This is a genomic window from Acidaminococcus sp. HCP3S3_H5 (genome assembly GCF_052122235.1).
Taxonomy (GTDB): Bacteria; Bacillota; Negativicutes; order Acidaminococcales; family Acidaminococcaceae; genus Acidaminococcus.
Window position 1 is genome coordinate 1 of the sequence record NZ_JBQKCS010000005.1, and the last position, 25,023, is coordinate 25,023.

A 25,023-nucleotide genomic window follows, 5' to 3' on the forward strand; every position below is an offset into this window, starting at 1 on the left:
AACTAGCTTTGATTTTTTAACCTGGTTGTCATCCAGGTGACTCGATCTCATCACTAAAAGTGACTTGACCCGCACATCTGTCAACAATATTCAGTTCTCAAAGTTCGTCTCACTGTCTCAGCGACAGCTTCTATATAATACCAGACTTTCGTTTCTTTGTCAACAACTTTTTTTCTTTCAATGTTTCAGTTGAAACATTTTGTTGTTGGAAACCCAGTCGGTCGTTGCCTTCTCAAAGAGAAATCTTGTATATAATATCAAAAACAGAGACAGCTGTCAACAACTTTTTTATTCTGCCAGTCCATATTCATTCTGACCCGGCTGGCTTTCTGCAAAAAGCAGGTACAGGAACATGAGCAGGTTCAGGGCCGGCACCACACAAACAAACATCCAGAAGCCGGAATGGCCCCGGTCGTGGAGCCGCCGGACCGCCAGGGAGATCTGGGATACAAAAAGCCCCAGAAGTGCCAGATAGCCCAGGGGAGCCAGGAAGGGAAGGATGCCGCAGATAAGGCCGATGATCACCGCTGCCAGCAGCAGCACCAGCCACCGGCAGATATAGGTCCCCCGGCTCATCCGTCCGTTGAAGGAGAAGTACATGGGTTTCCAGGTGTTGGCATCGGGGATGTTGGCCTGGAACCGGGCACTGAAGCTGGGGTTCCCGTTGGGACCATACTGCTGGTACTGCTGTTGCTGGTACCCCTGCTGCCAGTTTCCCTGACTCTGCTGCTGCCAGGTCTGTTGGCCCTGGGTTTCCCCGGCAGACCCCTCTCCCTTCTGATCAGGAGCCGGTTCCGCCGGTACTGCCGGCTGTTCCGGCTGGGCGCCGTCCCCCCGCATGGCCTGACTCACCGGAGTCAGCACCAGGGGCGTGCCGTCTTCCGAACAGAAATTCTGGGAATCCTCATAGATTTTATGACATTTGGGACAGGTTTTCATGATTTGCTCCTCTGCTTTTTCTGGGGATGCTTTGCATAATAGGTGGCCAGCTGGTCCCCGATATATTCTCCGTAGGTGTCGCCTTTTTTGTTCCACACATCGTTCACCGCATAGTGATCGGTCATGTTGTTCTCTTCGTCAAAGGTACACAGATACAGGGTCTTCGCCTTTTCGTTCTTTACATCATACCGGGTCTGGGACACCAGGATCTTGGTGCCGTTCACCGGCTTTTTCATGACGGTCTTTTCCCACACCTGATAGGTGTTGGGGCCTTTCTTTTCCAGGGAATCCGGATTGAACCATTTCCGGCCCAGACCAGGGAGGGTCTTAATGAACACCCAGGGTCCCCGCCACCGGGAATAATCCCATTCGTACCGGGCCCGGGTAAAGAGACTGGTCATGGGCTGGAATTCCTGCCATTCCTGGACCTTCCGGTTCCCGGCAGTCTTCCTCCCTTTGGCATCCAGCTGATAGCTGCTCAGCTGCCGCCACTTTTTCCCCTTCATGTCGTATTCCCGGTGCCGGAGTTCGCCAGTCATTCCTTTGGCATCGGGCTGATCCCAGAGAACTTTCTCCCAGACCAGCAGGGAGGTGTCCTCCGGCCGTTTCAGGCTGTCCCGGTCCATAAAGATCCGGCCCTCTTCGCTGCCCCCCAGGGTCATCCAGTGGACGGCCAGGGCCGGCAGGGGAAGGACCGTCAGGAGCAGGCCCGTCACACAGGCTCCCAACCACTTTTTCATAACTGACACCTCCGGAAATTTTCTGCTTTGCCCCCCATTATAACATGAAAAAAGGGGCTGTGAAACAGCCCCTTTTTTCAATCTTCCTTATGCACCAGGACTTCCCGCACGGCCTTTTCGAACTTGGCCCTGGGCAGCAGCACGTAATGGCCGCAGCCCCGGCATTTAATGCCGAAGTCCATGCCCACCCGGAGCACGTCCCATTCATAGGATCCGCAGGGATGGGCTTTTTTCATCCGGACAATGTCCCCCACTTTGTAATCCGTGTCAGTTTTCATGGGCATCATCTACTTTCAGGGTGGAAATGTCGGTGATCACGAACCCGGCATCTCGGATGGTCTGGATGATGTCCATGGCGTTTGTCAGATCAGCCCGTACGGTAATGGCAGCCCGTTTGGGTCCGATCTTCCGGGTCAGGACGGAAATGATGTTTACGCCCCGTTTCTTGAAGATGTCTGCCAGCTCGGCCAGCACCCCTACCCGGTCCTGGGTATCCACAGTGATCTTGGTGGACGTCTTGGCATAGCCCAACAGGTCCACAAAGGCCTTGAACACATCCGTATCGGAAATGATCCCCACCACTTTGTTGGCGGTATCCACCACCGGCAGGGCTCCGATTTTGAATTTGTACATGAGATAGGCGGCGGTTTCCACCCCGTCTTCCGCCTTGACGGTGATCACCGCCTTGGTCATCAGGTCCTTGGCTTTCAGTTTGCCCAGGATGTAGTTGGCTTCATACCGGTCCAGGGTACTGGCGTCGGAAGGCGTGGCCCGGGCCACATCCCCGTCGGTGACAATGCCCTTCAGGTGGCCGTCTCCGTCCACCACCGGGATCCGGCGCAGGTTGTTGTTCAGCATCAGTTCCCGGATTTCCAGCAGGGACTGTTCCCCGGTGACTACTTTTACGACTTTGGTCATCAGATCTTTCACTTGCATGGTTCTGCCTCCTTGTCAGCCGCCCAGATAGGCTTTCTGCACGGCTTCACTGGCTGCCAGTTCGGCGGCCGTCCCGGACAGGACCACCCGCCCGGTTTCCAGTACATAGGCCCGGTCTGCAATGGACAGGGCCATGTTGGCGTTCTGTTCCACCAGGAGGACCGTGGTGCCTTCGCTGTTGATTTCCTTGATGATGGAGAAGATTTCCCGCACCAGAAGGGGCGCCAGCCCCATGGAAGGTTCGTCCAGGATCAGCAGCTGAGGACGGCTCATAAGAGCCCGGCCCATGGCCAGCATCTGCTGTTCCCCGCCGGACAGGGTGCCGGCGGTCTGGCTGATCCGTTCCTTCAGACGGGGGAATTTTTCAAAGACTTTCTCTTTGTCCCGGGCAATGCCGTCTTTGTCGGTCCGGAGATAGGCCCCCATGTCCAGGTTTTCCATAACCGTCATTTCCGCAAACACGTGACGGCCTTCCGGCACCTGTACCAGCCCCCGTCCCACCAGTTTGTGGGCGGGAATTCCCACGATTTCTTCCCCTTTATAGAGGATGCTGCCGGTTTTGGGTTTGATCAGTCCGGAAATGGTATGAAGGGTGGTGGATTTCCCGGCCCCGTTGGAACCGATCAGGGTGACGATTTCCCCATCCCCCACTTCCATGTTCAGATCCTTCACGGCGTGGATGGCCCCGTAGTAGACATTCAGATTTTTGATGGTGAGCATCAGGATACCTCCTCGCCCAGATAGGCCTTGATGACCCGTTTGTTGTGCTTGATTTCCTCAGGGGTGCCGTTGGCAATGCAGATGCCGTATTCCAGCACATAGATTCGCTGGCACACGTTCATGACCAGGCCCATGTCGTGTTCGATCAGGAGGATGCTCAGGTTGAATTCCTTTTTGATCCACCGGATCATTTCCATCAGTTCCTTGGTTTCCTGGGGGTTCATGCCCGCTGCCGGTTCGTCCAGCAGCAGCAGTTTGGGAGAGGTGGCCAGGGCCCGGGCGATTTCCAGCCGCCGCTGTTCCCCGTAGGGCAGGTTCTTGGCGGTTTCGTCCCGGAGCTTCTCCAGGTGGAAGATCTTCAGCAGGGCCAGTGCCTTTTCCTCGATGGATTCCTCTTCTTTGAAATACCGGCCGAACCGGCCGATGGCTTCCACCAGACCGTACCGGACCTGGCTGTTGAAGGCGATCTTTACATTGTCCAGCACCGACAGTTCTGAGAACAGCCGGATGTTCTGGAAGGTCCGGGCGATTCCCATCTGGGTCACCTGATAGGGTTTCTTTCCGTTGATCCGCTGACCGTTGAAGGTGATTTCCCCTTCAGAGGGTTCATACACCCCGGTGAGCATGTTGAAGGCCGTGGTTTTCCCGGCGCCGTTGGGACCGATGAGACCGATCAGTTCTCCTTCGTCGATCTGCATGGTCAGGTTGGATACAGCCCGGAGGCCCCCAAAGATCATGGACGCGTTATTCACTTTGAGCAGTTCCGCCACGAGACCCACCTCCCAGTTTCATAGATTGGAACATTTTCAGGCTCAGTTCCTTGTTGCCGAAGATCCCCTGAGGCCGGTTCAGCATCAGGACGATCAGGACGATGGAGTAGATCACCATCCGCCATTCCGGATAATCTGCCAGGGCGGCGGAAATGGCCGTCAGCAGCACAGCCCCGGAAATGGACCCGCTGATGGAGCCCAGACCTCCCAGCACCACCATGGTCAGTACGTCAAAGGAACGCATGAAGGTGAAGGATGCAGGATGGGCGATGTAGTAGTAATGGGAGAACAGGGCACCGGCGGTACCGGCAAACCCGGCGCCGATGGTGAAGGCCATCACCTTGTACTTGGTGGTGTTGATGCCCATGGTTTCCGCGGCGATCTCGTTTTCCCGGATGGCCAGGCAGGCCCGGCCGTCAGCGGAATTCTTGAAGTTCTTGATGAAATAGACCACGAACACCGTTATCCAGAAGGCAATGGGGAAAGTGGTCAGCCGGGGGATCCCCATAAAGCCGGAGGCCCCGCCCACATAGTCGATGTTCAGGATGGCGATCCGGATGATTTCCCCCAGGCCCAGGGTGGCAATGGCCAGATAGTCCCCGTTGAGCCGCAGGGTGGGCATGCCGATCAGGAAGCCCAGGAAGGCGGCGGACACGGTGGCCACAATGAGAGCAATGGGGAAATCCATCCCCAGCTTCACGGTGATGATGGCGGAAGTATAGGCCCCTACCGCCATGAAGCCTGCATGGCCGATGGAGAACTGGCCGGTAAGGCCGTTGATCAGGTTCAGGCTCACGGCCATGATGATGTTGATCAGGATCAGGATCACGTTGGTTTCCCAGTAATCATCCAGGATCTCTTCGTCAAAGAGGAAGTAGAACACAACAAAGAGGATCACCATGATTCCCAGGCCCAGCAGGTCCTGTTTGTGGAGGGATTGACGTAAACTCTTCATGGCATTCACCTACACTTTCTCTTTCACGTTCTTGCCCAACAGACCGGTCGGCTTGTAGAGCAGGATCAGGATCAGGATGGCGAAAGCCGCCGCATCCCGGTAGGTGGAAGAAAAGAAGCCGGAGACCATGGCTTCCACCAGGCCCATGATGATGCCCCCCAGCATGGCGCCGGGCAGGATCCCGATGCCGCCCACAACGGCGGCGATAAAGGCTTTGATCCCGGGCATCATGCCCATGAGGGGATCGATGGAGTTATAGTAGATCCCCACCAGCACACCGGCAGCCGCTGCCAGAGCGGACCCCAGGGCAAAGGTGGTAGAAATCACCCGGTCGGTGTCGATGCCCATGAGCTTGGCGGCATCTGCATCATAGCTTACCGCCCGCATGGCTTTCCCGGCCTTGGTCTTGTTGACGATGTAGGTCAGGGCCAGCATCAGCAGCAGGGCGCTGACCAGGATCAGGATCTGCTGGTTGTTCACCACCACGCCCCCGATATGGTACACCGTGGGAGCGAACACCGGCGGGAAGGTCCGGGGCTGGGGAGAAACCAGCAGGATCATGCCGTTTTCCAGAAAGAAGGAAACGCCGATGGCGGTGATCAGAGCCGCGATCCGGGGCGCGTTCCGCATGGGTTTGTAGGCGATCCGTTCAATGAGGATCCCGGCCAGGGCCGCCCCGATCATGGCCACGATCAGGGCCGGAAAGAACGGCAGTCCGGCTTTGGTAATGGCCACAAAGCCGATATAGGCGCCCAGCATGTAAATATCCCCGTGGGCGAAGTTGATGAGTTTGATGATCCCGTAGATCATGGTGTAGCCCAGAGCGATCAGGGCATAGATGCTGCCCAGGGATACCCCGTTGACGATCTGTTGGGCGAACTGATGGGCAAAGGATCCGGTATCCATAAGCACCCCTCCTTGTGAAAAAGTTTGGCGTCAGACCGGAGACCGATCCGACGCCGTATGGTAATGGTTTCTTACAGCGTAATCTTTTGTTTGAAGGTCTGTACGCCGTCTTTCATTTCGATGATGATCCCGCCGGAAACAGGGTTGTGATCCTGGTCCAGGGTGTATTTGCCGGTGGCAACCTGCAGATCCTTGATCTTGCTCAGGGCATCAGCAATCTTGGTGCCGTCGGTGGAGCCGGCCTGTTTGATGGCTTCCGCCACAGCCAGGGTCCCATCGTAAGCATGGATGGCGAAGGTATCCGGTTCTTCGTTGAATTTGGCTTTGTAGTCCTTGATGAACTGCTGGACATGAGGATCCTTGTCCTGGGCAGAATAAGCGCTGGTGAAGTAGGTGCCGTTCAGGGCTTCTGCACCGGCGATCTGGGCCAGTTTGGGAGAATCCCAGCCGTCGCTGCCCAGGATCGGGCAGGTCAGCCCAACTTCACGGGCCTGTTTGATGATCTTGGAGACTTCTTCATAGTACCCGGGCACATACAGAGCTTCCGGATTGGTGGCTTTCAGTTTGGTCAGTGCGGACTTGAAGTCCTGGTCCTTGGCCAGGAAGGCTTCCTTGCCTACCACCTTGCCGCCTTTTTCTTCCAGGGTCTTGCCGAACACATCCATCAGACCTTTGGAGTAGTCACTGGAAGAATCATAGAAAATCGCAACGTTCTTCAGTTTCAGGGTATCTACGGCGAACTTGGCCATCAGTTTGCCCTGGAAGGGATCCGTGAAGCAGGCACGGAAGATGAAGGGCCGTACCTTGCCTTTTTCATCCACGGTGATCCCGGGAGCCGTGGCCACAGGAGCCATCAGAGGCACCTTGCTGTTGGTCACTACCGGCGTGGCGGCAGATACGCAGCCGCTGGTGGCCGGCCCGATGATAACCGAAACCTTATCCTTGGTGATCAGCTTGGTGGCTGCGTTCCCGGATTCGGAAGGCTCGGACTTGTTGTCCGCTTCCACCAGCTTGATTTTCTTGCCGTTGATGCCGCCTTTGGCATTGATCTGTTCCACCGCCAGCTGTACCCCTTTGTAGGTGGATTTGCCGTAGTTGGCTACGTTCCCCGTCAGTTCGAACAAAGCACCGATCTTGATTTCATTGCCATTGTCTTTCGCTGCATCTTTCTTGCCGCAGCCGGTAAACATAGACGCCACGAGAGTTGTCATCGCCAGCGCGCCGACCGCTTTTTTCCATGCTTTCATCAACAACACCTTTGCTTTCCTGGTATTTCTTGCCGGGGACCCGTATAAAATGACCGGTCGGCCTTGCAAGCTATAGTTATTATACGCACTAATTCACATTTTTGCAACATTCTTTTTTACAAAACATATTACGATTTTTAAAAATATACAGTTGTTTTATGTACATTTTTTAACTAGTTCGTCTGGAAAGGATTTTTGTATTTATTTCAAGAACATTTTCTGAAAACAAGGAGGGCCGCTGAACTTTCTCCTTTGGGCACGAAAAAAGAGCTGCCGCTTTCGCAACAGCCCTTTTCTCTTACAGTTTCCGATATTCCGCCTTCCACCGGATGGCTTCGATGGCCTTTTTGGGATCTTCCACAGGGATCCCGTTCAGCCCTTCCTTCACTGCCTGGCACACCACTTTTTCCGCCAGGATCTTGGTGAAATTCCCCATTTCCCGGACAGGAGGCAGAACGGAAGCCCCGGGCTTTTTCATGTCCACCAGATCGGTAAGGGCATGGGCCGCTGCTGCCAGCATCCCGGGAGAAACCTTCCGGGCCCGGCAGGCCGCCACAGCCAGCCCCATCCCCGGGAACACCAGGGAGTTGTTGGCCTGGCCGATTTCAAAAATGGTCCCGTGATACACCACTTTCCGGGAAGCGGTACCCGTGGCCACCAGGGCTTTTCCGTCGGTCCAGTGGAGCAGGTCGTCAGCATTGGCTTCCGCCAGGTCCGCCGGATTGCTCAAAGGGAAGATAATGGGCCGGGGAGTATGGGCGGCCATTTCCTGGACGATTTCCTTGGTAAAGGCTCCGGCGGCGGTGGAAGCTCCCACCAGGATGGTGGGATGGATGGCCTTCACCACGTCTTCCAGATTGTCCAGTTTGGCTCCTGCCGGGAATTCACTCCGTTTCCGGGCATAGGGTTTCTGCTGGGGCGTCATCCCTTCCGTATCTTCAAACAGCAGCCCCTGCTGGTCCACCAGATAGAACCGGCTCCGGGCTTCTTCCTCGCTGAGCCCCTGGAGCTTCATTTCTTCAAAGACCTGCCGGACAATGCCCATGCCGGAGGTACCGGCCCCGAAGCACAGGAAGGTCTGGTCCGTAAGCTTTTCCCCGGAGGCTTTCAGGCCCCCCAGGATGGCAGCCAGGGTCACGGCTCCGGTGCCTTCGATGTCGTCGTTGTACACCGCGTACTGGTCTTCATACCGTTCCAGGAGACGGGCGGCATTTTCCCGTCCGAAGTCCTCGAAATGGACATACAGATGAGGAAAGAGCTTTTCCGCGGTCTGGAGGAAGGCATCCACAAAGGCGTCGTACCGTTCGTCGCTGATCCGTTCGTGATGGAGTCCCAGGTACAGAGGATCATCGATCAGGGCCTGACGGTTGGTCCCGGCATCCAGCACCACCGGCAGTACCTTGGCAGGATCGATGCCGGCGGCCGCGGTGTACACCAGGATCTTCCCGGTGGAAATGCTCACTCCGTTGGTGCCCCAGTCCCCGATGCCCAGGATGCTTTCCCCGTCGGTGACCACAATCAGCTGGATTTCCCGGCCGGAAGCCCCGTTCTTCAGGGATTCCTCAATGTCGTCCATATTGTCGATGGACAGGTACACGGCGTTCTGGGGAGTGGTGAACAGTTCGCTGTACTGCTTCACACTTTCCGCCACCCCGGGAGCATAGAGCACCGGCATGAGTTTTTCCAGGTGGTGGGAGAACAGATGGAAGAACAGGGTCCGGTTCCGGCTGAACAGCTTCATCAGGTAATGGCGCTGGACCGCCTTGTTGGGCCGTTCGCAGAAGTTGTCATAGGCCTGTTTGTCCTGGAGTTCGATGGTTTCCACCTGAGGGGGCAGAATACCGATCAGGCCGTACTTTTTCCGTTCCTCCCGGGTGAAGGCCGTTCCCTTGTTCAAAAATGGATCATTCAGCAGATCATAACCGCGTTTGCTGATTGTCATGATAATTTCCTCTCTTTCCCACTGCACAGCAGCCATGGACAGGTTGTTTCCAGATTGTTTTCGTATGCCCATTGTATCCATTGAAACAGAAAAAGTACAATATTTTATTTTCTCTGACCCAAACTTCAGGTTATAATAAAATGACAGCTGACCGCTGACCGTTTTTTAACAAGGAGCCCATCATGAAACTTACTCAGATTGAATATTTCATCGCCGTCTGCGAATGCGGGAGTTTTTCCCGGGCGGCGGAAAAATGCCATATTTCACAGCCGGGAATTTCCAAGGCCATCCGGGAACTGGAGGAGGAATGCGGGGTGGCCCTGTTCCAGCGGAACCGGAACAACATCCAGATCACCCGCCGGGGCCGGATCCTCCTGGAACACGCCCGGCAGTTCCAGAACCACTACCGGAACCTGTGCCAGGTGGTCCGTACCCTGGGCACCGGAAAGGCCCTGATCCGGATCGGCATCGCCACCATGCGGGGAAACACCATCTTCCCCCAGATCCACGGGGCCTTTCTGAAATCCCACCCCCAGATCACTATCGAAACGGTGGAAGAGACCACCAAGGTGCTCTACGAACTGCTGGACCGGCAGGAAATCGACTTTGCCCTGTGCGTCACCAACCGGCTGCCGGAGGAACCCAGCCACTGTCTGCTGCTGCGGAAAAGCTATCTGAAGCTGTTCGTCCGCCAGGACCATCCCCTGGCCCAAAAAGAGGCGGTGGATCTCCTGGAGCTCCGGAATATCCCTCTGGTGCTGTTTTCCGACCATTTCGACCAGACCGCCTACATCCGCCGCATGTTTGCCCAGAGCGGGGTCCATCCCTGGATCCTCCACCAGACCACCCAGGTGTTCACCATCCTGGAATACATCCGGTCCGAAGGGGCCGCCGGATTCCTGACGGAAGAAATCGCCCAGCAGGAACCGGACCTCCATGCCCTGTCCGTCCGTCAGTTCCAGCCTGCCTTCATTACCCTGGACTGGAACAAAGACCTCCATTTCAACCCGGCCATGGAGGAATTTGTGCGGTTTGTGAAAAAGGGTCTGCCGACTGTATAAAAAACAGTCAGCAGACCCTTTTGTCAGCTGTTATTCCCAGATCGTCTTCATGATTTCTTTGTACTTCTCGTCCAGTTCCTTGCTGATCATCTGGAACAGGCCATACATCATGTTCCCGTCCACCTGGGGTTCCCGGAAGATCACGCAGGTGTCCATGATCAGGGATTCTTCCTTGTCCAGATAGAATTTGAAAGCCTTGTAGGTGCTGTTGTACTGGTTCAGCATTTCCAGCAGGGCTTTTTTGTTGCTTTCTTTCAGGGCCTTGGGAGCCAGCAGCACCCGAATCACCCCGAAGGCGCTGTCATCCAGTACCACGATCAGCTGGAGGGGAGTCCCTTCCACGTCCAGATGGGACCGGAACACCACCGTATGGAACGGATCGTCTTTGATGGGATCCACCACAAAGGCCTTGGGATCTTTCTTTTCTACAAAACGCTTGAAGCTTTCCGCTTTCTGGTTCAGTGCTGCCATTGGTATCCTCCTTCAGCGGGAGCGGTCCCGCTTTCTTTCTTAACAGGATAAGCCATGGAGGAAATCCCGTCAAGTTTTCCACTTATCAACAGGCTTATCCACAAAAATGGTCAGGTTATCCACATTTCCTGTGGATAACTCTGTGGGTAAGTCCCAGATATAGTGCAAAAGTCCGTTCACCCCACAATATCCAGAGCCACTTATCCACTTGTGCACAGGATATCCACAGGAAAAGGGGGCTGTTGCATGAGCAACAGCCCCTCAGTCAGAAGTCCGGAGTCTGAAGTCGGAAGCCTCAGGACAGGATCCGCCTGGCTGGACGGATCCTTTTGATTATGTAAAACCAGAATCGAAATCAATCTGAGCAATCATTTCGTCCAAAGGTTCTACATATTCAAAAATTTGCATGCAAATTTAACATTCGGCTCCAGACTTCAGACTCCAGACTTGAGCCGCTACGCGGCTCTACAGCTAGGGGGGTGTTGCACGTAACGTGCAACACCCCCCTTTTTCTTACTCTTCCTCACCCACCGTATTCACTACGGCCAGTGCGGCTACTTTATCCCCTGCTTCCAGATCCATGAGCTTTACGCCCTGGGCATTCCTTCCGTAGGTGGAAATATCAGCGGCGTTCATCCGGATGATGATGCCCGCTGCGGAAATCAGCATGATTTCCTGGGATTCGTTGATGAATTTGGAGCCCACGATCAGGCCGGTCTTGTTGGTCACCTTCAGGTTGATGATCCCCTTGCCGCCCCGGGTCTGGACCCGGTATTCAGAAATGTTGGTCCGTTTCCCCTGGCCCTTGTCCGTTACCGTGAGCACTTCTCCCGTGTCGTCCACACAGCTGTCCATGGAGACCACGCTGTCGTGAGGCCGCAGGTTGATGCCCCGTACCCCGTGGCTGGTGCGGCCCATGGACCGTACGTCGTCTTCCTGGAAGTGGATGGCGTACCCGTCCCGGGTGGCCAGCAGGATGTCATTGTGGCCGCTGGTGAGCTTCACGTCGATCAGCTCTTCCCCTTCGCCCAGGTTGATGGCAATCAGGCCGCCTTTCCGGGCGGACTTGAATTCGCTGACGCTGGTCCGCTTCACAAAGCCCAGGTTGGTGGCCATGAACAGGAACTTCTTCTCGTCCTCGCTGATGCCGCTCTTTACGGCAATCACCGCATTGACCTTTTCGTTCTCTTCCAGAGGCAACAGGTTCCGGATAAAGGTCCCCTTGGCGGTGCGGCTGGCTTCCGGGATCTCGAATCCCTTCTGCCGGTACACCCGGCCCCGGTTGGTGAAGAACAGGATGTTGTCATGGGTGCTGGCCATGAGCAGATGTTCCGAGAAGTCTCCCTTCACCTTGTTGTCTTCCTTCACAATCTTGCCGCTGCCGGCTTTGATGCCCCGGCCGCCCCGGTTCTGGTTCCGGAAGTTGGTGAGAGCCTGGCGCTTGATGTAGCTCTGGTGGCTGATGGTAATCACCACGTCTTCTTCGGCGATCAGGTCTTCGGTTTCCAGATCCCCGGTGTCCGGCACAATGGAAGTCCGGCGGGCATCCCCGAACCGTTTCTTCACATCCAGCAGGTCTTCCCGGGCAATGCCCATGATCTTGTGTTCATCGCTGAGCACGTCTTCCAGGTAGGCAATGGTGGCCATGACTTCTTTATATTCATCCTCGATCTTCTGCCGTTCCAGACCGGTGAGGCGCTGGAGACGCATATCCAGGATGGCCTGGGCCTGGCGGTCGCTGAGGCCGAATTTTTCCATCAAAGCGGCCTTGGCCACGTCCCCATTGGCGCTGGCCCGGATGGTGGCGATCACTTCGTCCAGATGGTCCAGGGCGATCTTCAAGCCCTCCAAAATGTGGGCCCGTTCTTTTGCTTTCTTCAGTTCATACCGGCATTTCCGGGTAATGACGTCCTTCTGGTGATCCAGATAGTATTCCAGAATCTGCTTCAGGTTCAGGATCCGGGGATGGCCGCTGACCAGGGCCAGCATGATGATCCCGAAGGAATCCTGGAGCTGGGTGTGCTTGTACAGCTTGTTCAGCATGATCTCCGGGACTACATCGCTGCGCAGTTCGATGACGATGCGCATGCCCTTCCGGTCCGATTCATCCCGCAGGTCGGTGATCCCTTCCAGGGTCTTGTCCTGGACCAGGTGGGCGATGTTCTCGATGAGCTTGGCCTTGTTCACCTGGTAGGGGATTTCCGTCACCACGATCCGGTTCTTGTTCTTGGGCATGGGTTCCACATGGGTCTTGGCCCGTACCTTCACAACCCCCCGGCCGGTGGTATAGGCCTGGCGGATCCCGGACAGGCCCAGGATCTTGGCCCCGGTAGGGAAGTCCGGCCCTTTGATGGCGGTCATCAGCTGGTCGATGGTGGCATCCGGATTGTCGATGAGCATCACGCAGGCATCCACCACTTCTCCCAGGTTGTGGGGCGGAATGTTGGTGGCCATGCCCACGGCGATCCCGGCGGAACCGTTGATCAGGAGAGCCGGCACCTTGGCAGGCAGCACCGTGGGTTCCTTCAGGGATTCATCGTAGTTGGGGATGAAATCCACCGTATCCTTTTCGATGTCCCGGAGCATCTCCACGGCGATCTTCCCCATCCGGACTTCCGTATACCGCATGGCGGCCGGTGGGTCCCCGTCCACGGAACCGAAGTTCCCGTGGCCGTCCACCATCAGATACCGGGTGGAGAAATCCTGGGCCAGACGCACAATGGCGTCATACACCGAGGAATCCCCGTGGGGATGGTATTTCCCCAAAACATCGCCCACGATACGGGCGCTTTTTTTATAAGCCTTGTTGGGCAGCATCCCTGCCTCGTTCATGGCATAGAGGATGCGGCGGTGGACCGGCTTCAGACCGTCCCGCACATCCGGCAGGGCCCGCTGGACGATGACGCTCATGGCGTAGTCGATGTAGCATTTCTGCATCTCATCTTCCACATAGACGGGGATTACCTTGCCGGCAGAGATGGTCTGCTTGTCATTCTGCTGATCATCCACGTTCTCACGCTTCCTTCCTGCGTCTTTTTGACGCGGTTATTTCAAGAAAAGGTCATAGACCTGCTTGCCGATCAGCAGGACGGTCATGACCAGGTACAGGGTGCGGATGTAGCCCACACCTTTTTGTATGGCAATCTTCGCTCCCAGCCGGGCGCCCAGGATCTCCACCAGCCCCATGGGCAGGGCATAGGCCAGATACACCCGGCCCAGCATCAGGAAAGCCACAAGGCCTCCCAGGTTGCTGGCCAGGTTCAGGGCCTTGGTATTCCCGGCAGCGGTTACGAAGTTATAGCCGAAATAGAGGAATCCGAAGATCAGGAACGAACCTGTCCCCGGTCCGAAAAAACCGTCGTACATGCCCAGGAACCAGGCCATGGCGGCGATGCCCAGGGCAACGGACCGGGTCATTTCGGTCATTTCATTGACCCCGTCCCAGTTTTTCCGGTAATAGGTATAGCAAGCCACTCCCACCAGGGCCAGCACCACAATGTACCGGAGCAGCTGTTCCGGCAGCAGGGAGGCAATACAGGCCCCGGCGGCACTGCCCAAAAAGGACAGGGGCATCATCTTCAGGATCTTCCGGTCCACTTTCCCGGACCGGGCAAAGGTAAAGAAACTGGTCACCGCGCCGATGGAGGAGGCCAGTTTGTTGGACCCCAGGGCAAAGGGGGTGGGGATGCCGGTGGCCATAAAGGCCGGCAGGGTGATCAGACCACCGCCGCCTACCGCCGCATCTACAAAAGAGCCGATGAAGCCGGCTGCCAAAAGGAAAATCAAATCCTGCCAGTGGAATTCCAGCATGGGGTCACTCCTTCCAGGTGAAATAGACGCCGGCGATGCCCTCCCGGCAGAAGGCATTCAAGGCCGGCTCCGTCATCTTGTTGCTGACGGCATAAGGGTTGGCCTGGGTCAGTTCCGCATTGTCCAGGGGCCAGCGGACCCCGGTAATGCTTACCCGGCAGGAGGGAGTAAGAGGCAGCAGGCTCACTGCCCGGGGCCGTTTCCTCCCGGCGGTAAACCGCAGACCCTCTCCCGGCTGCAGGTAGCACAGCATTTCCTGGTCATCGGCCAGGATGGCGCTGCCTCCCCTCCGGGCATAGGCCAGCAGGGTATACAGATTGCCGAACAGATGGTCCGCCCGGCCGCCCCAGATGCCGGTGGCCAGCACCGTCCGGTCACCGGGGATATCCTGGAGCACCAGGGACAGATCCGTATCGTCCTTGTTCACCGGGTAGGTCTTGACCCGGGCGCCCTGGCGGGCAAATGCCTCCCAGGCTCCCGGTGCCGCACTGTCCCGGTCCCCGTACAGGAACCCGGGCACCACCCCGGCCGCCCGGCAGTGGTCCGCGCCCCGGTCCGCCGCTGCCACCACAAGGCCGGCGGCAGCCTTTTGCAGCCACTGGGGATCCGGGCGCCGGCCCCCGGCCACCACCATCAGGAGCGGTCCTCCCGTCCGGCTGCACTGGAGCTTCCCCTGGGGAAGCTGGATTTCCATGGTCATGAAACGCTCCTTAGAAGTCCAGGTTGGTAACCTTGCCGGCGTTTTCCTCGATGAACTGCCGGCGGGGTTCCACCTTGTCCCCCATGAGCACGGAGAACACGGAATCCGCCGTGGCCGCATCCTCCAGCTGCACCTGGAGCACTGTCCGCTTGCTGGGATCCATGGTGGTTTCCCACAGCTGTTCCGGGTTCATTTCCCCCAGGCCTTTGTACCGCTGGACATAGGGGTTGTTCTGACGTCCCACTTCGTCCAGTTTCTTCTGGAGTTCCTCATCGCTGTAGGCATAGGTGTGCTTCTTGCCCGTGCGGATCAGGTACAGAGGAGGCTGGGCAATGAACACGTTCCCGTGGATGATGAGGGGCTTCATGTACCGGTAGAAGAAAGTGAGCAGCAGGGTCCGGATATGGGCCCCGTCCACATCCGCATCGGTCATGATGATGATTTTCCCGTACCGGGCTTTGGAAATGTCGAATTCCTCCCCGATGCCGCAGCCAAAGGCGGTGATCATGGCCCGGATTTCCTGGCTGTTGAGCATTTTGTCCAGACGGGCCTTTTCCACGTTCAGGATCTTGCCCCGGAGGGGCAGGATGGCCTGGAAGTTCCGGTCCCGGCCCTGTTTGGCGCTGCCCCCTGCGGAATCCCCTTCCACCAGGTAGATTTCCGTTTCTTCCGCGTTTTTGCTGGAACAGTCCGCCAGCTTCCCAGGCAGGCTGCTCACTTCCAAAGCCGATTTCCGGCGGGTCAGGTCCCTTGCTTTTCTGGCGGCAGACCGGGCCCGGCTGGCCATAATAGCTTTTTCCACGATTTTCTTGGCCACCGGCGCGTTTTCTTCGAAGTATTCGGTGAGGGTTTCCGTCACCATATTGTCCACAATGCCCCGGACTTCGCTGTTCCCCAGCTTGGTCTTGGTCTGGCCTTCGAACTGGGGTTCCCGGACCTTCAGGCTCATGACACAGGTGAGCCCTTCCCGGACATCGTCCCCGGACAGGTTGTCCTCGTTGTCCTTCAAGAGGCCGTTTTTCCGGGCATAGTCGTTGATGCACCGGGTCAGGGCCTGTTTCAGCCCGGCCAGATGGGTGCCCCCTTCCTCCGTGTTGATGTTGTTCACGAAGGTGTAGATGTTTTCCGTGTAGGCGTCGGTGTACTGCATGGCCACTTCCACAATGGTGTCCTGCCGTTCCCCTTCCACGTAGATGGGTTTGGCATGGAGGGGTTCCTTCCCTTTGTTGACGAATTCCACAAAGGAAATGATGCCCCCTTCGTAGTGGAACACCTCATCCTGGCCGCTCCGTTCGTCGGTGAGCTGGATCTTGACCCCTTTGTTCAGGAAAGCCAGTTCCCGGATCCGGTGCTTCAGGGTGTCATAGCTGTAGACGGTTTCCGTGAAAATGGTGTCATCCGGCCAGAAGGTGACGCTGGTGCCGGTTTCGTTTTCCGGGCATTCTCCCTTCACATACAGGGGACGGGTGGTCTTGCCTTTGGAAAATTCGATGCCGTAGATCTTCCCGTTCTTCTTGACCTCCACCACCATCTTCTTGCTCAGGGCGTTGACGCAGGAAACCCCCACGCCATGGAGCCCGCCGGAGACCTTGTAGCCGCCGTCGCCGAATTTGCCCCCGGCATGGAGGACCGTCATGACCACTTCGATGGCCGGTTTCCCCACCTTGTGCATTTCCACCGGGATCCCCCGGCCGTTGTCCGTAACAGTGATGCTGTTGTCCTGGTGGATGATCACCCGGATATGGTCACAGTAGCCTGCCAGGGCTTCGTCGATACTGTTGTCGATGACTTCGTACACCAGATGGTGAAGCCCCCGGCCGCTGATGCTGCCGATGTACATGCTGGGACGTTTCCGCACGGCTTCCAGGCCTTCCAGGACCTGGATCTGTTCCGCCCCGTAATCCCCGTGGACGGCAATCTCTTCTTCAATCGTCTGTTTCTTTTTCGCCATACAAACCTCCCGATTTTATCGCTTGCGCAGGGTCCTGCTGGAAATTCCCGACAGGATGATCTTGTCCCGGGTGACCACACAGCTGGCCGGCGGGTAGTCCTCGGTCAGGTCCACCACATTGTCCCCGCCCAGTCTGGGCTTCAGGAAAAACCGGTAGATGTTGGTCCGTTTGTTCCGGATGTCGAAGATCCCGATGATCTCGTCGCAGCGCACCACATAATTATTTCCTACGTGCAGGTACATAAGTCCGTCTCCTTCTGGCTTTTTCCAGGGTTTGCCGGATGGTTTCCTCCGAAAGGGCTTCCGGCCGGAGGCCTGTTTCCACCATGACGGCAAAAGCCTTTTCCCCGGCAGTGGCACGGGGGTCCAGAGCCCGGTTCAGGGCCCATTCCTCCAGTACTGCCTTCACGTCAGTAAATGTTATTCTATCACACTTCACCAGCTCCCGGCAATCTTCATACCGGAGCCAGGGCCGCAGATCCAGCTGTTTCCGGATTTCCCGGCGCAGTTCTTCCTGCTGTTTCCGGCGGCAGCCGGAGCAGATTTCCTCATCTCCGATAAGGGGTACTCCGCACAGAGGACATTTCCGGCTGTCGTCCCGCCGGGGCATGAAGGGTTTTGCCTCCTGTCGGGGCTGGGGTTCTTCCTCAATGACCCCGTGGTAGAACTTCAGTTCCCGGATCAGCCGTTTCCGTCCCTGGAGCGCCGGCACCAGGAGCCGGTTCAGCTGATTCAGCAGTTTCCCCTGCATCATGTGGAACTGGTTGGACCACATGGGATTGTCCGTATGGACGTACAGGACTCCCTCTTCCAGCCGGTAAGGCTGGGAATGGCTGGCCCCGGTGTGGCCCAGGATCTCCGGCCAGTGGCTTTTCAGCCAGTGGAGCAGGAACTGCTGCCGGGCCCGGGGAGTCCGGAGCACTTTCAGGATGAGAAGTTCCGAATCTTTCATGGCTGTTCCTCCAGGGTTCCCTCTGCCACCCGGTAAGCCGCCACATCTCCTTCCACCGGAGCCAGATGACGGTCGTTGACGGTCAGGAAGGTCTGGACCGTTCCGTTGATGAAGCCCAGGAGCTTCTCCCGCCGGTGCTGGTCCAGTTCACTGAGCACATCGTCCAGGAGCAGCACCGGATATTCTTCCCGGACGGACCGGATGAATTCCAGTTCCGACAGTTTCAGGGCCAGCGCGGCGGTCCGCTGCTGACCCTGGGATCCGTAGGCCCGGAGAGGCCTTCCCTCATGAAAAATCTCCAGATCGTCCCGGTGGGGCCCCAGGCTGGTGTAGCCCCGGACATAGTCCAGCCGGTGGCGCAGCTGGAGCTGCTGCCGGTAAAAAGTTTCCCAGGCTGCCGGCCCGGGGTTTTCCGTAATCCCCTGCTCCCCTTCGCTGCGCTTCTGCACATAGGAAAGGGTCAGGGCACCCTGGGTGCCGGTGATCCCGTCATAAACCTGTTGGGCCGCATGGACGATCCCCGCCAGGGCCTGGAGCCGCAGGTCCAGGATCCCCGCCGCCAGCCGGGCCAGGGCTCCGTCCCACACCAGCAGCTGGGCTTCCTCCAGCTGTTCCCGGTCCCGGCACTGTTTCAGGAACCGGTTCCGCTGCTGGAGCACCCGGTTGTATTTGGTCAGAAGGTCATAGTACACCGGGCTGGTCTGGGCGATCTCCATATTCAGAAATTTCCGCCGGAGGGCAGGATCCCCTTTCACCAGCTGAAGGTCATCGGGGGTAAAGAGCACCAGGTTCACCAGGCCGTACTGTTCCCGGGGGCTTACCGGGTTCCCGTTCAGGAGATTCTCTTTTTTGGTCCGGCCCCGGACCGGATACCGTTTCACCAGCAGGCGGTTGGACCCGTACCGGTCCCGGTACTGGAGTTCTGCCGCCCATTCTTCCGCTCCGAAGCTGGGCAGCTCTTCCTCATGACGGGTCCGGAAGGAAAACCCCCGGGCGGCAGTATAGATCCCTTCCAGCAGGTTGGTTTTCCCCTGGGCGTTGTCCCCATAAAAGATGGTTATATCATGTGCAAGAGGAAGGGACACCTGGCTGTAGTTCCGGAAATGGAGCAGCCGCAGGTTTTCCAGGCGCATCAGAAGATGACCCGCACCGGGGTCAGGATGTAGGTGTAGCTTTCATCCCCTTCCGGCATGAGCCGGGCCGGAGACAGAGAGGCGTTGGTTTCCAGGCTCACCCGGTCCGTGCCGCAGTTCTTGAAAAAGTCGGTCATGTACCGGGAATTGAAAGCGATGTTCAGCGGCAGGGATTCCCCCACGGTCTGGCAGGCGATGATTTCCTTCCCCTGGCCCATGTCGCTGACGGCGGAAGACAGCACGATCCCGTCTGCATCAATGGCCAGCCGGACAATGTTGTAGTCGGACTGGGAAAACAGGGATACCCGCTGGATGGCCTTTTCCATGTCCACCCGGTTGAAAACCGTCCGGTTGCTGAAGGAAGGAGGGATGGGTCGTCTGTAATCAGGGAATTTTCCTTCGATCAGGCTTGAAATAATGGTGAGATTTCCCATCTGGGCCATGATCTGCCGTTCTTTCAGAGTCAGGGTCACCGGTTCCGGCAGTTCTCCGTTCAGATTGCTGCCGATTTCCTTCAGGAGACGGGCAGGGATCAGCAGGGAAAATTCGCTGTCATCCCCCTCCGGCAGTTCCAGATCCTTGATGGCCAGACGGTGGGTATTGGTGCCCACGGCAGTGAGCCGCTGACCGGATTTTTCCAGGTAGACCCCGGTGTACAGCGGCCGGCTGGCATCAGTGGAACAGGCGTACACCGTGGTGGAGATCAGTTTCCCCATCACTTCTTCGGAAAGCCGGAGCACCCGGTCCCCTTCAAAAGAGGGCATGGCCGGATATTCTTCCGGGTCCATCAGGGGAATGTGGTACTGGCCTCTGGCCTTGGCTGCTTTCAGGGTCATTTCTTTTTCACCGGGCAGCTGCTGAAGGGTGAGCACTTCGTCCGGATCGAAACGGGCCAGCAGATCCCCGATGGCTTTGGCGGGGATGAGAAGCTCTCCGTCCTCCTGTCCGTTCACGTCCATTTTCTTGTTCATCATGTAGGTATTGTCCATGGCAATCAACTGAAGGGTGTTTCCTTGGAGAATGGCATGGATCCCGGAAAAAATCGGTGCGTTATTGCTGGATGAAATGGCTCTTTTTACGATATTGACGCTCTGAGCCAGTTCTTTGCTTTCACATGAAAACTGCATGGCAGTACCTCCTTGTTTCTAAAACGATGAAATTATAAAAATTCGTAGTCTTCGTAGTAGGGCCTGTGGGTATGTGGAAAAGTCGCTCCAGCCCCATTCCAGGCTGTTGGAACCATTGGGATAACTCTGTGGATAACCGGTTTTCACTTATCCACATATCCACTTTTTCAGGGACTTTCCGGGTTATCCACAAAATTACCAACAAGTTATACACAAGATTATCCACAAGTTGTGGATAACTCAGGGATCATTTCTTCAGATCTTCCACCAGTTTGGCCAGCTGCCGTTCCAGATTGTCATTTTTCGCTTTGTCGTCAGCGATCTTGTCACAGGCATGGAGGACTGTGGTGTGGTCCCGGCCTCCGAAACATTCTCCGATCCGGGGCAGGGACAGGTCCGTCAGTTCCCGGGTAAGATACATGGCGATCTGCCGGGGATAGGCGATGGAGCGGGTCCGTTTCTTGGCTTTCAGGTCTTCCACCCGGATCTTGTACCGGGCGGCCACAAGTTCCTGGATGGCTTCCACGGTGATCACCTTGTCCACAGTGCTTCCCATATCCAGGTCCTTCAGGGCTTTCCGGGCCAGTTCCATGGTCACCGGCTGGTGGTTCAGGTTGGCAAAGGCGTGGACCTTGGTGTAGGCGCCTTCCAGCTCACGGATGTTGGTCTTTACATTGGTGGCGATCAGCTGGATCACTTCCAGAGGGAATTCCAGATGGTCCTTTTCCGCCATGCTCCGCAAAATGGCACTGCGGGTTTCGAAATCCGGGTGGTTGATCTCGATGATCAGTCCCTGCATGAACCGGCTGGTGAGCCGCTCTTCCAGGGTGTCCAGTTCCTTGGGAGGCCGGTCGCTGGAGATGATGATCTGTTTGTCCGCCTGTTTCAGGGCTTCGAAGGTGTGGAAGAATTCTTCCTGGGTGGATTCTTTTTTCCGCAGGAACTGGATATCGTCGATGAGCAGCACGTCGATGTTTCGGTATTTGTTCCGGAAGGCTTCGTTGGTGTTGTGCTGGATGGCGCCGATCAGTTCATTGGTGAAGGTTTCACTGGAAGTGTAGAGGATCTTCATCTGGGGGAATTTCTTGTGGATATAGTTGCCGATGGCGTTCATCAGGTGGGTTTTCCCCAGGCCCGGGTCGCTGTACAGGAACAGGGGGTTGTAGCTTTTGGCCGGTGCGTTGGCCACCCCCATGGAAAAGTTGAAGGCTTCTTCATTTGATTTGCCCCGGATGAAATTGTCAAAGGTGTATTTGGGGGACAGATGGGAATCGAATTCCTGGGCCGGTTTGGCCGCCGGCTGGGGTTCCGGCTGGTAGGCTGCGGGAGCCGGGGCTTCTTCCGGCTGGGCAGGGGTGTCCGGAAACAGGTTCTGTTCCTCTTTGGGCGGTTCCACTACGTCGATCTGGATCTCCATGGGCTGGCCGCAGATCTGGGAGAGGCTTTCTTCCATCATGGGCAGGTATTTTCCCTGGAGGGTATCCTTGGTGAACTGGTTGGATACATCCAGGGACAGGGTATTGCCCTCCAGGGTCCGGGGATGTGCCGCATCCATCCAGATTTTCCAGCTCCGGCCCTCCATGCTGGCGGAGAGGGCTGCAAGCATTTCGGCCCAGACCTGGGCCAGGTTTTTCGTCGTCATATCCGATCCATCCTTTATCCTTTTAATAGAGACTTCATTATATCACGAAACAGGCCGGTCCTGTGGAAAAACCTGTGGACAATGTGGATAACTTTTTTCCCGGGCCGCCGGAAGAACGGGGCAGGGGGCCCGGTTCCGGTTATCCACAAATCCAGAGTTATACACAGGGAGTTATCCACAGATGTGGATAACTCCCTGTTGAAAAACATGGTCAGCGGTTGAACAGACGGTCCCAGAAACTCCGGTTCTTCAGCCGGGAGGCTTCTTCTTCCGCGGCTTTGGCCCGGGCTTCCGCCGCGGCGATTTTTTCATCGGCGGCCTTCAGACTGGCGGCGGCGGTTTCCTTGGCGGCGGTAAGGGCGCCGATCTGCTGTTCCTTCAGCCGCAGCACCGCTTCCTGCTGGTCTGCTTTGGCCTGGGCGGCGTCCCGGGCCCGGGCCAGATCCTTCAGCTGGACTTCCTTCTGTTCCGACTGGGCCTTGTATTCCAGATACTGGACCTTTTCCTGGGTCAGCAGCTTGGTGGCGTTCATTTCCGCAATGAGCTTCTGCTGGACTTTCCCCAGCTGGTCCTGGACCGTATTCATCTGGATCAGCAGCACTTTGTTTTCGTGGCGGAGCTGTTCCAGTTCCTCATCCTTGTTCTGTTCATAGACGATCACGGGGTTTTCCGACCGTTTGCTGTCCAGGAACTGGACGGCTTCGTCATCCAGCATCAGGAAACGGTTCTGTTTGACCAGGTGGCCTTCCAGTTCTTCTTCATACCGTTTGATCTGTTTGCGGATGGCTTCGTAGGAAACTCCCTTTTGTTTGGCATAGTCTTTAATGGTGATCATGGCGGACATCCCTCAATATGATATAGATTTCCAGAACAGGAAGAAAACCGCCAGGGGCCCGGCGGCTTTCCAGACAACCGGCGTCCTGCAATGTTCCCACAACGTTGTATGGAAAAGGAGCCGGCCGGTTCCAAAGGTTGTATGAGTATAGTATAGCATATTCCGGCCCGTTTGTCCGGCCCCTGTGCATAACTGGAGGAAAGAAACCGGAAAAAGCCCGGCCAGCCAGGGGTCCCCGGGTTTTCCACAGGGTAAAAAGTTTTCCACCGGAAGTTATCCACAGATGTGGATAACTTTGGGGATAAGCCCATTTCATGGGGGCGGAGAGGGAGGAGGGGGTGTGGATAACTTAAGTCAGGAGTCAGGAGTCTGAAGTCGGAAGCCTCAGGACAGGATCCGTCTGGCTGGACGGATCCCTTTGATTCTGTAGAACCAGAATCAAAAGCAATCTGAGAGATCATTTCGTCCAAAGGTTCTACACATTCAAAAAATTTGCCTGCAAATTTAACCTTCGGCTCCAGACTCCCGACTCCAGACTTGAGCCGCTATGCGGCTCTACAGCTAGGAGGTGTTGCAGGTTTTGTACAACACCTCCAGTGGACATGTGGATAAATCTGGGGATAAAGTCCCGGATCCGGCATGGGCTGTGGCTCCAGGGGTTTTCCACAAGCCAGGGAGTTTTCCACTGAAAGTTATCCACAGGTGTGGATAAGTATGTGGATAATCCCTTTTTATGGGGCTTCCTGGCTGTGGAACAGGGATTTCCCCTGTGGAAAACTGCTTCCCACCGGGCAAAAAACACCCCTGTCCCTGTGCAAAGAGCAGGGACAGGGGTTACAGAGAGCTGGGATGCAATAGGGGGTGTTCCATGGAAAATGCAACATCCCAGTCCCGGGTCGCGACCCGGGACTCTCGGCTCGGGAACGGGGGTGTGAAGTTTTCACACTCCCTTTTTCAACGCAGCCGTCAGGGCCTCGATTTCCTTGTTCAGCTCCGGATCTTTCTGCCGGTCTTTTTGGATCTTTTCGCAGGCGTGGATGATGGTGCTGTGGTCCCGGCCCCCGAAACATTCTCCGATTTTCTTCAGGGACAGGCCGGCCATTTCCTTGGTCAGGTAAATGGCGATCATCCGGGGCACCGCCACCCGTTTGGTCCGTTTCTTTTCGATCAGTTCCGACCGGTGGAGCCGGAAATGGTCCGCCACCTGCTGCTGGATGGCGTCCACGGTAACGAACTGGGGGGTGTCCAGCAGGGCCAGTTCTTTCAGGGCCCGGCGGCACAGATCCAGGGTAATGGGTTCCCGGGTCACGGTGGAATAAGCGCAGACCCGGTTGTAGGCTCCCTCCAGTTCCCGGATATTGCTGGTGATGCTGCTGGCAATCAGCAGAATCACATCGTTGGGAAAGGGAACCTGCTCTGTATGGGCCAGGTTCTGGAGGATGGCCATCCGGGTTTCCAGATCCGGGTGCTGGATGTCGGCGGTAAGGCCGGAATTGAACCGGCTGATCATCCGTTCTTCCAGGGTGTCCAGTTCCCCGGGGGGACGGTCGCTGGAAATGATGATCTGCTTGTTGGCCTTTTCCAGGGTGTTGAAGGTGTGGAAAAACTCCTCCTGGGTGGATTCCCGGTTCCGGAGGAACTGGATGTCGTCGATGAGGAGCACGTCGATGTTCCGGTATTTTTCCCGGAAGGCTTCCAGCCGGTTGTGTTCCACGCTTTCGATCAGCTCATTGGTGAAGGTTTCGCTGGAAATGTACAGCACTTTCATATCCGGGTGGTTCTTCCGGATCTGGTTGCCGATGGCATTCATCAGATGGGTTTTCCCCAGGCCGGAGTCGCTGAACAGGAAAAAGGGGTTGTAGGCAAAGGCCGGGTTGTTGGCCACGGCCATGGCGGCTGCCTTGGCAAATCGGTTGGAATTTCCCACCACGAAATTGTCGAAGGTGTACCGGGGAGAAAGGTTGGTGACAAAGGGCTTTTTCAGGACCGGGGGAGCCGGTCTTTTCCGGGCCGAGGGCGGGGGGGACGGATGTTCCGCTGCCGGTTCCTGCTCGGCGAACAGGTCCAGTTCCACCAGTTTTTTCTTGGCCATGACAAACCTCCTTTCTCCTGTAAGGGATATTTTTCATTATACCATATTCCCCGGCATGTGGATAAGTGCCGGGAGCAAGAGGGGGGAACCCGCA

The 25,023-nt window shown here is 56.6% G+C and carries 23 protein-coding genes; 1 reads left to right on the forward strand and 22 read right to left on the reverse strand.

Translation table 11 applies throughout. The annotated features are described in order from the left end of the window. Positions 1 to 288: 288 nt before the first annotated feature. The 10 genes from ACTQY5_RS06855 to maeA all read right to left on the reverse strand — a co-directional run bounded on the left by ACTQY5_RS06855 (position 289) and on the right by maeA (position 9,155). Positions 289 to 939 (reverse strand): DUF805 domain-containing protein, encoded by a 651-nt coding sequence (locus ACTQY5_RS06855; protein ID WP_441368981.1) that lies wholly within the window; start codon positions 937 to 939, stop codon positions 289 to 291. After that, positions 936 to 1,679, reverse strand: a complete 744-nt coding sequence (locus tag ACTQY5_RS06860) for a hypothetical protein (protein ID WP_441368982.1) — start codon at positions 1,677 to 1,679, stop codon at positions 936 to 938. Before ACTQY5_RS06860 ends, ACTQY5_RS06855 begins: the two co-directional genes overlap by 4 nt. A 77-nt stretch (positions 1,680 to 1,756) precedes the next feature. Then, positions 1,757 to 1,957: a DUF951 domain-containing protein gene (locus ACTQY5_RS06865; RefSeq protein ID WP_022486834.1), complete on the reverse strand. Its 201-nt coding sequence runs from the start codon at positions 1,955 to 1,957 to the stop codon at positions 1,757 to 1,759. Continuing rightward, positions 1,947 to 2,615, reverse strand: a complete 669-nt coding sequence (locus ACTQY5_RS06870; protein WP_154488005.1) for a CBS and ACT domain-containing protein — start codon at positions 2,613 to 2,615, stop codon at positions 1,947 to 1,949. Before ACTQY5_RS06870 ends, ACTQY5_RS06865 begins: the two co-directional genes overlap by 11 nt. Before the next feature lie 15 nt (positions 2,616 to 2,630). After that, positions 2,631 to 3,335 (reverse strand): ABC transporter ATP-binding protein, encoded by a 705-nt coding sequence (locus ACTQY5_RS06875; RefSeq protein ID WP_288310362.1) that lies wholly within the window; start codon positions 3,333 to 3,335, stop codon positions 2,631 to 2,633. After that, positions 3,335 to 4,105 (reverse strand): ABC transporter ATP-binding protein, encoded by a 771-nt coding sequence (locus tag ACTQY5_RS06880; RefSeq protein ID WP_022486831.1) that lies wholly within the window; start codon positions 4,103 to 4,105, stop codon positions 3,335 to 3,337. The genes ACTQY5_RS06875 and ACTQY5_RS06880 overlap by 1 nt, the downstream gene beginning before the upstream one ends. Beyond that, positions 4,080 to 5,060: a branched-chain amino acid ABC transporter permease gene (locus ACTQY5_RS06885; RefSeq protein ID WP_022486830.1), complete on the reverse strand. Its 981-nt coding sequence runs from the start codon at positions 5,058 to 5,060 to the stop codon at positions 4,080 to 4,082. The genes ACTQY5_RS06880 and ACTQY5_RS06885 overlap by 26 nt, the downstream gene beginning before the upstream one ends. A gap of 9 nt (positions 5,061 to 5,069) precedes the next feature. Continuing rightward, the gene (locus ACTQY5_RS06890) at positions 5,070 to 5,966 is read right to left on the reverse strand and encodes a branched-chain amino acid ABC transporter permease (RefSeq protein ID WP_279128236.1); all 897 of its coding nucleotides are present in this window, start codon (positions 5,964 to 5,966) and stop codon (positions 5,070 to 5,072) included. A gap of 71 nt (positions 5,967 to 6,037) precedes the next feature. Then, entirely contained in the window at positions 6,038 to 7,213 is a 1,176-nt protein-coding gene (locus ACTQY5_RS06895; RefSeq protein ID WP_370833325.1) for an ABC transporter substrate-binding protein, read from the reverse strand. A gap of 298 nt (positions 7,214 to 7,511) precedes the next feature. Continuing rightward, a complete protein-coding gene (gene maeA / locus ACTQY5_RS06900; protein WP_022486827.1) occupies positions 7,512 to 9,155 on the reverse strand; it encodes an NAD-dependent malic enzyme in 1,644 nt (547 codons plus the stop codon). Between the two features lie 182 nt (positions 9,156 to 9,337). Here maeA and ACTQY5_RS06905 point away from each other — a divergent pair, with 182 nt between their 5' ends. Then, a complete protein-coding gene (locus ACTQY5_RS06905; RefSeq protein WP_022486826.1) occupies positions 9,338 to 10,216 on the forward strand; it encodes a LysR family transcriptional regulator in 879 nt (292 codons plus the stop codon). Positions 10,217 to 10,246: 30 nt separating this feature from the next. Here ACTQY5_RS06905 and ACTQY5_RS06910 read toward each other — a convergent pair whose 3' ends face one another. The 12 genes from ACTQY5_RS06910 to dnaA (ACTQY5_RS06965) all read right to left on the reverse strand — a co-directional run bounded on the left by ACTQY5_RS06910 (position 10,247) and on the right by dnaA (ACTQY5_RS06965) (position 24,929). Beyond that, positions 10,247 to 10,687: a YbjN domain-containing protein gene (locus ACTQY5_RS06910; protein WP_022486825.1), complete on the reverse strand. Its 441-nt coding sequence runs from the start codon at positions 10,685 to 10,687 to the stop codon at positions 10,247 to 10,249. A gap of 513 nt (positions 10,688 to 11,200) precedes the next feature. Further along, positions 11,201 to 13,696: a DNA gyrase subunit A gene (gene gyrA, locus ACTQY5_RS06915; RefSeq protein WP_308664236.1), complete on the reverse strand. Its 2,496-nt coding sequence runs from the start codon at positions 13,694 to 13,696 to the stop codon at positions 11,201 to 11,203. A 36-nt stretch (positions 13,697 to 13,732) separates the two neighbouring features. Further along, positions 13,733 to 14,497, reverse strand: a complete 765-nt coding sequence (locus ACTQY5_RS06920) for a sulfite exporter TauE/SafE family protein (protein ID WP_022488059.1) — start codon at positions 14,495 to 14,497, stop codon at positions 13,733 to 13,735. A gap of 4 nt (positions 14,498 to 14,501) precedes the next feature. After that, complete coding sequence (locus ACTQY5_RS06925; protein ID WP_229778446.1) at positions 14,502 to 15,197, reverse strand: thiamine diphosphokinase; 696 nt, start codon at positions 15,195 to 15,197, stop codon at positions 14,502 to 14,504. 10 nt (positions 15,198 to 15,207) lie between these two features. Beyond that, positions 15,208 to 17,148, reverse strand: coding sequence for a DNA topoisomerase (ATP-hydrolyzing) subunit B (gene gyrB, locus ACTQY5_RS06930; protein WP_441368983.1), 1,941 nt, complete (start codon positions 17,146 to 17,148; stop codon positions 15,208 to 15,210). Positions 17,149 to 17,163: 15 nt separating this feature from the next. After that, positions 17,164 to 17,391 (reverse strand): extracellular matrix regulator RemB, encoded by a 228-nt coding sequence (gene remB / locus ACTQY5_RS06935; protein WP_022488056.1) that lies wholly within the window; start codon positions 17,389 to 17,391, stop codon positions 17,164 to 17,166. After that, on the reverse strand, positions 17,369 to 18,100 hold the full coding sequence (locus ACTQY5_RS06940; protein WP_022488055.1) for a DUF721 domain-containing protein: 732 nt from the start codon (positions 18,098 to 18,100) through the stop codon (positions 17,369 to 17,371). The genes remB and ACTQY5_RS06940 overlap by 23 nt, the downstream gene beginning before the upstream one ends. Beyond that, on the reverse strand, positions 18,097 to 19,233 hold the full coding sequence (gene recF / locus ACTQY5_RS06945; protein WP_441368984.1) for a DNA replication/repair protein RecF: 1,137 nt from the start codon (positions 19,231 to 19,233) through the stop codon (positions 18,097 to 18,099). The genes ACTQY5_RS06940 and recF overlap by 4 nt, the downstream gene beginning before the upstream one ends. After that, positions 19,233 to 20,360 carry a DNA polymerase III subunit beta gene (gene dnaN, locus ACTQY5_RS06950; RefSeq protein WP_308664237.1) on the reverse strand — a complete coding sequence of 376 codons (1,128 nt, stop codon included), beginning with the start codon at positions 20,358 to 20,360 and terminating at the stop codon, positions 19,233 to 19,235. The genes recF and dnaN overlap by 1 nt, the downstream gene beginning before the upstream one ends. Positions 20,361 to 20,607: 247 nt before the next feature. After that, the gene (dnaA, locus tag ACTQY5_RS06955; RefSeq protein WP_308664238.1) at positions 20,608 to 22,002 is read right to left on the reverse strand and encodes a chromosomal replication initiator protein DnaA; all 1,395 of its coding nucleotides are present in this window, start codon (positions 22,000 to 22,002) and stop codon (positions 20,608 to 20,610) included. A gap of 211 nt (positions 22,003 to 22,213) precedes the next feature. Then, positions 22,214 to 22,837: a hypothetical protein gene (locus tag ACTQY5_RS06960; protein WP_022488051.1), complete on the reverse strand. Its 624-nt coding sequence runs from the start codon at positions 22,835 to 22,837 to the stop codon at positions 22,214 to 22,216. A 940-nt stretch (positions 22,838 to 23,777) separates the two neighbouring features. Then, the gene (gene dnaA / locus ACTQY5_RS06965) at positions 23,778 to 24,929 is read right to left on the reverse strand and encodes a chromosomal replication initiator protein DnaA (RefSeq protein WP_441368985.1); all 1,152 of its coding nucleotides are present in this window, start codon (positions 24,927 to 24,929) and stop codon (positions 23,778 to 23,780) included. Between the last annotated feature and the right edge of the window lie 94 nt (positions 24,930 to 25,023).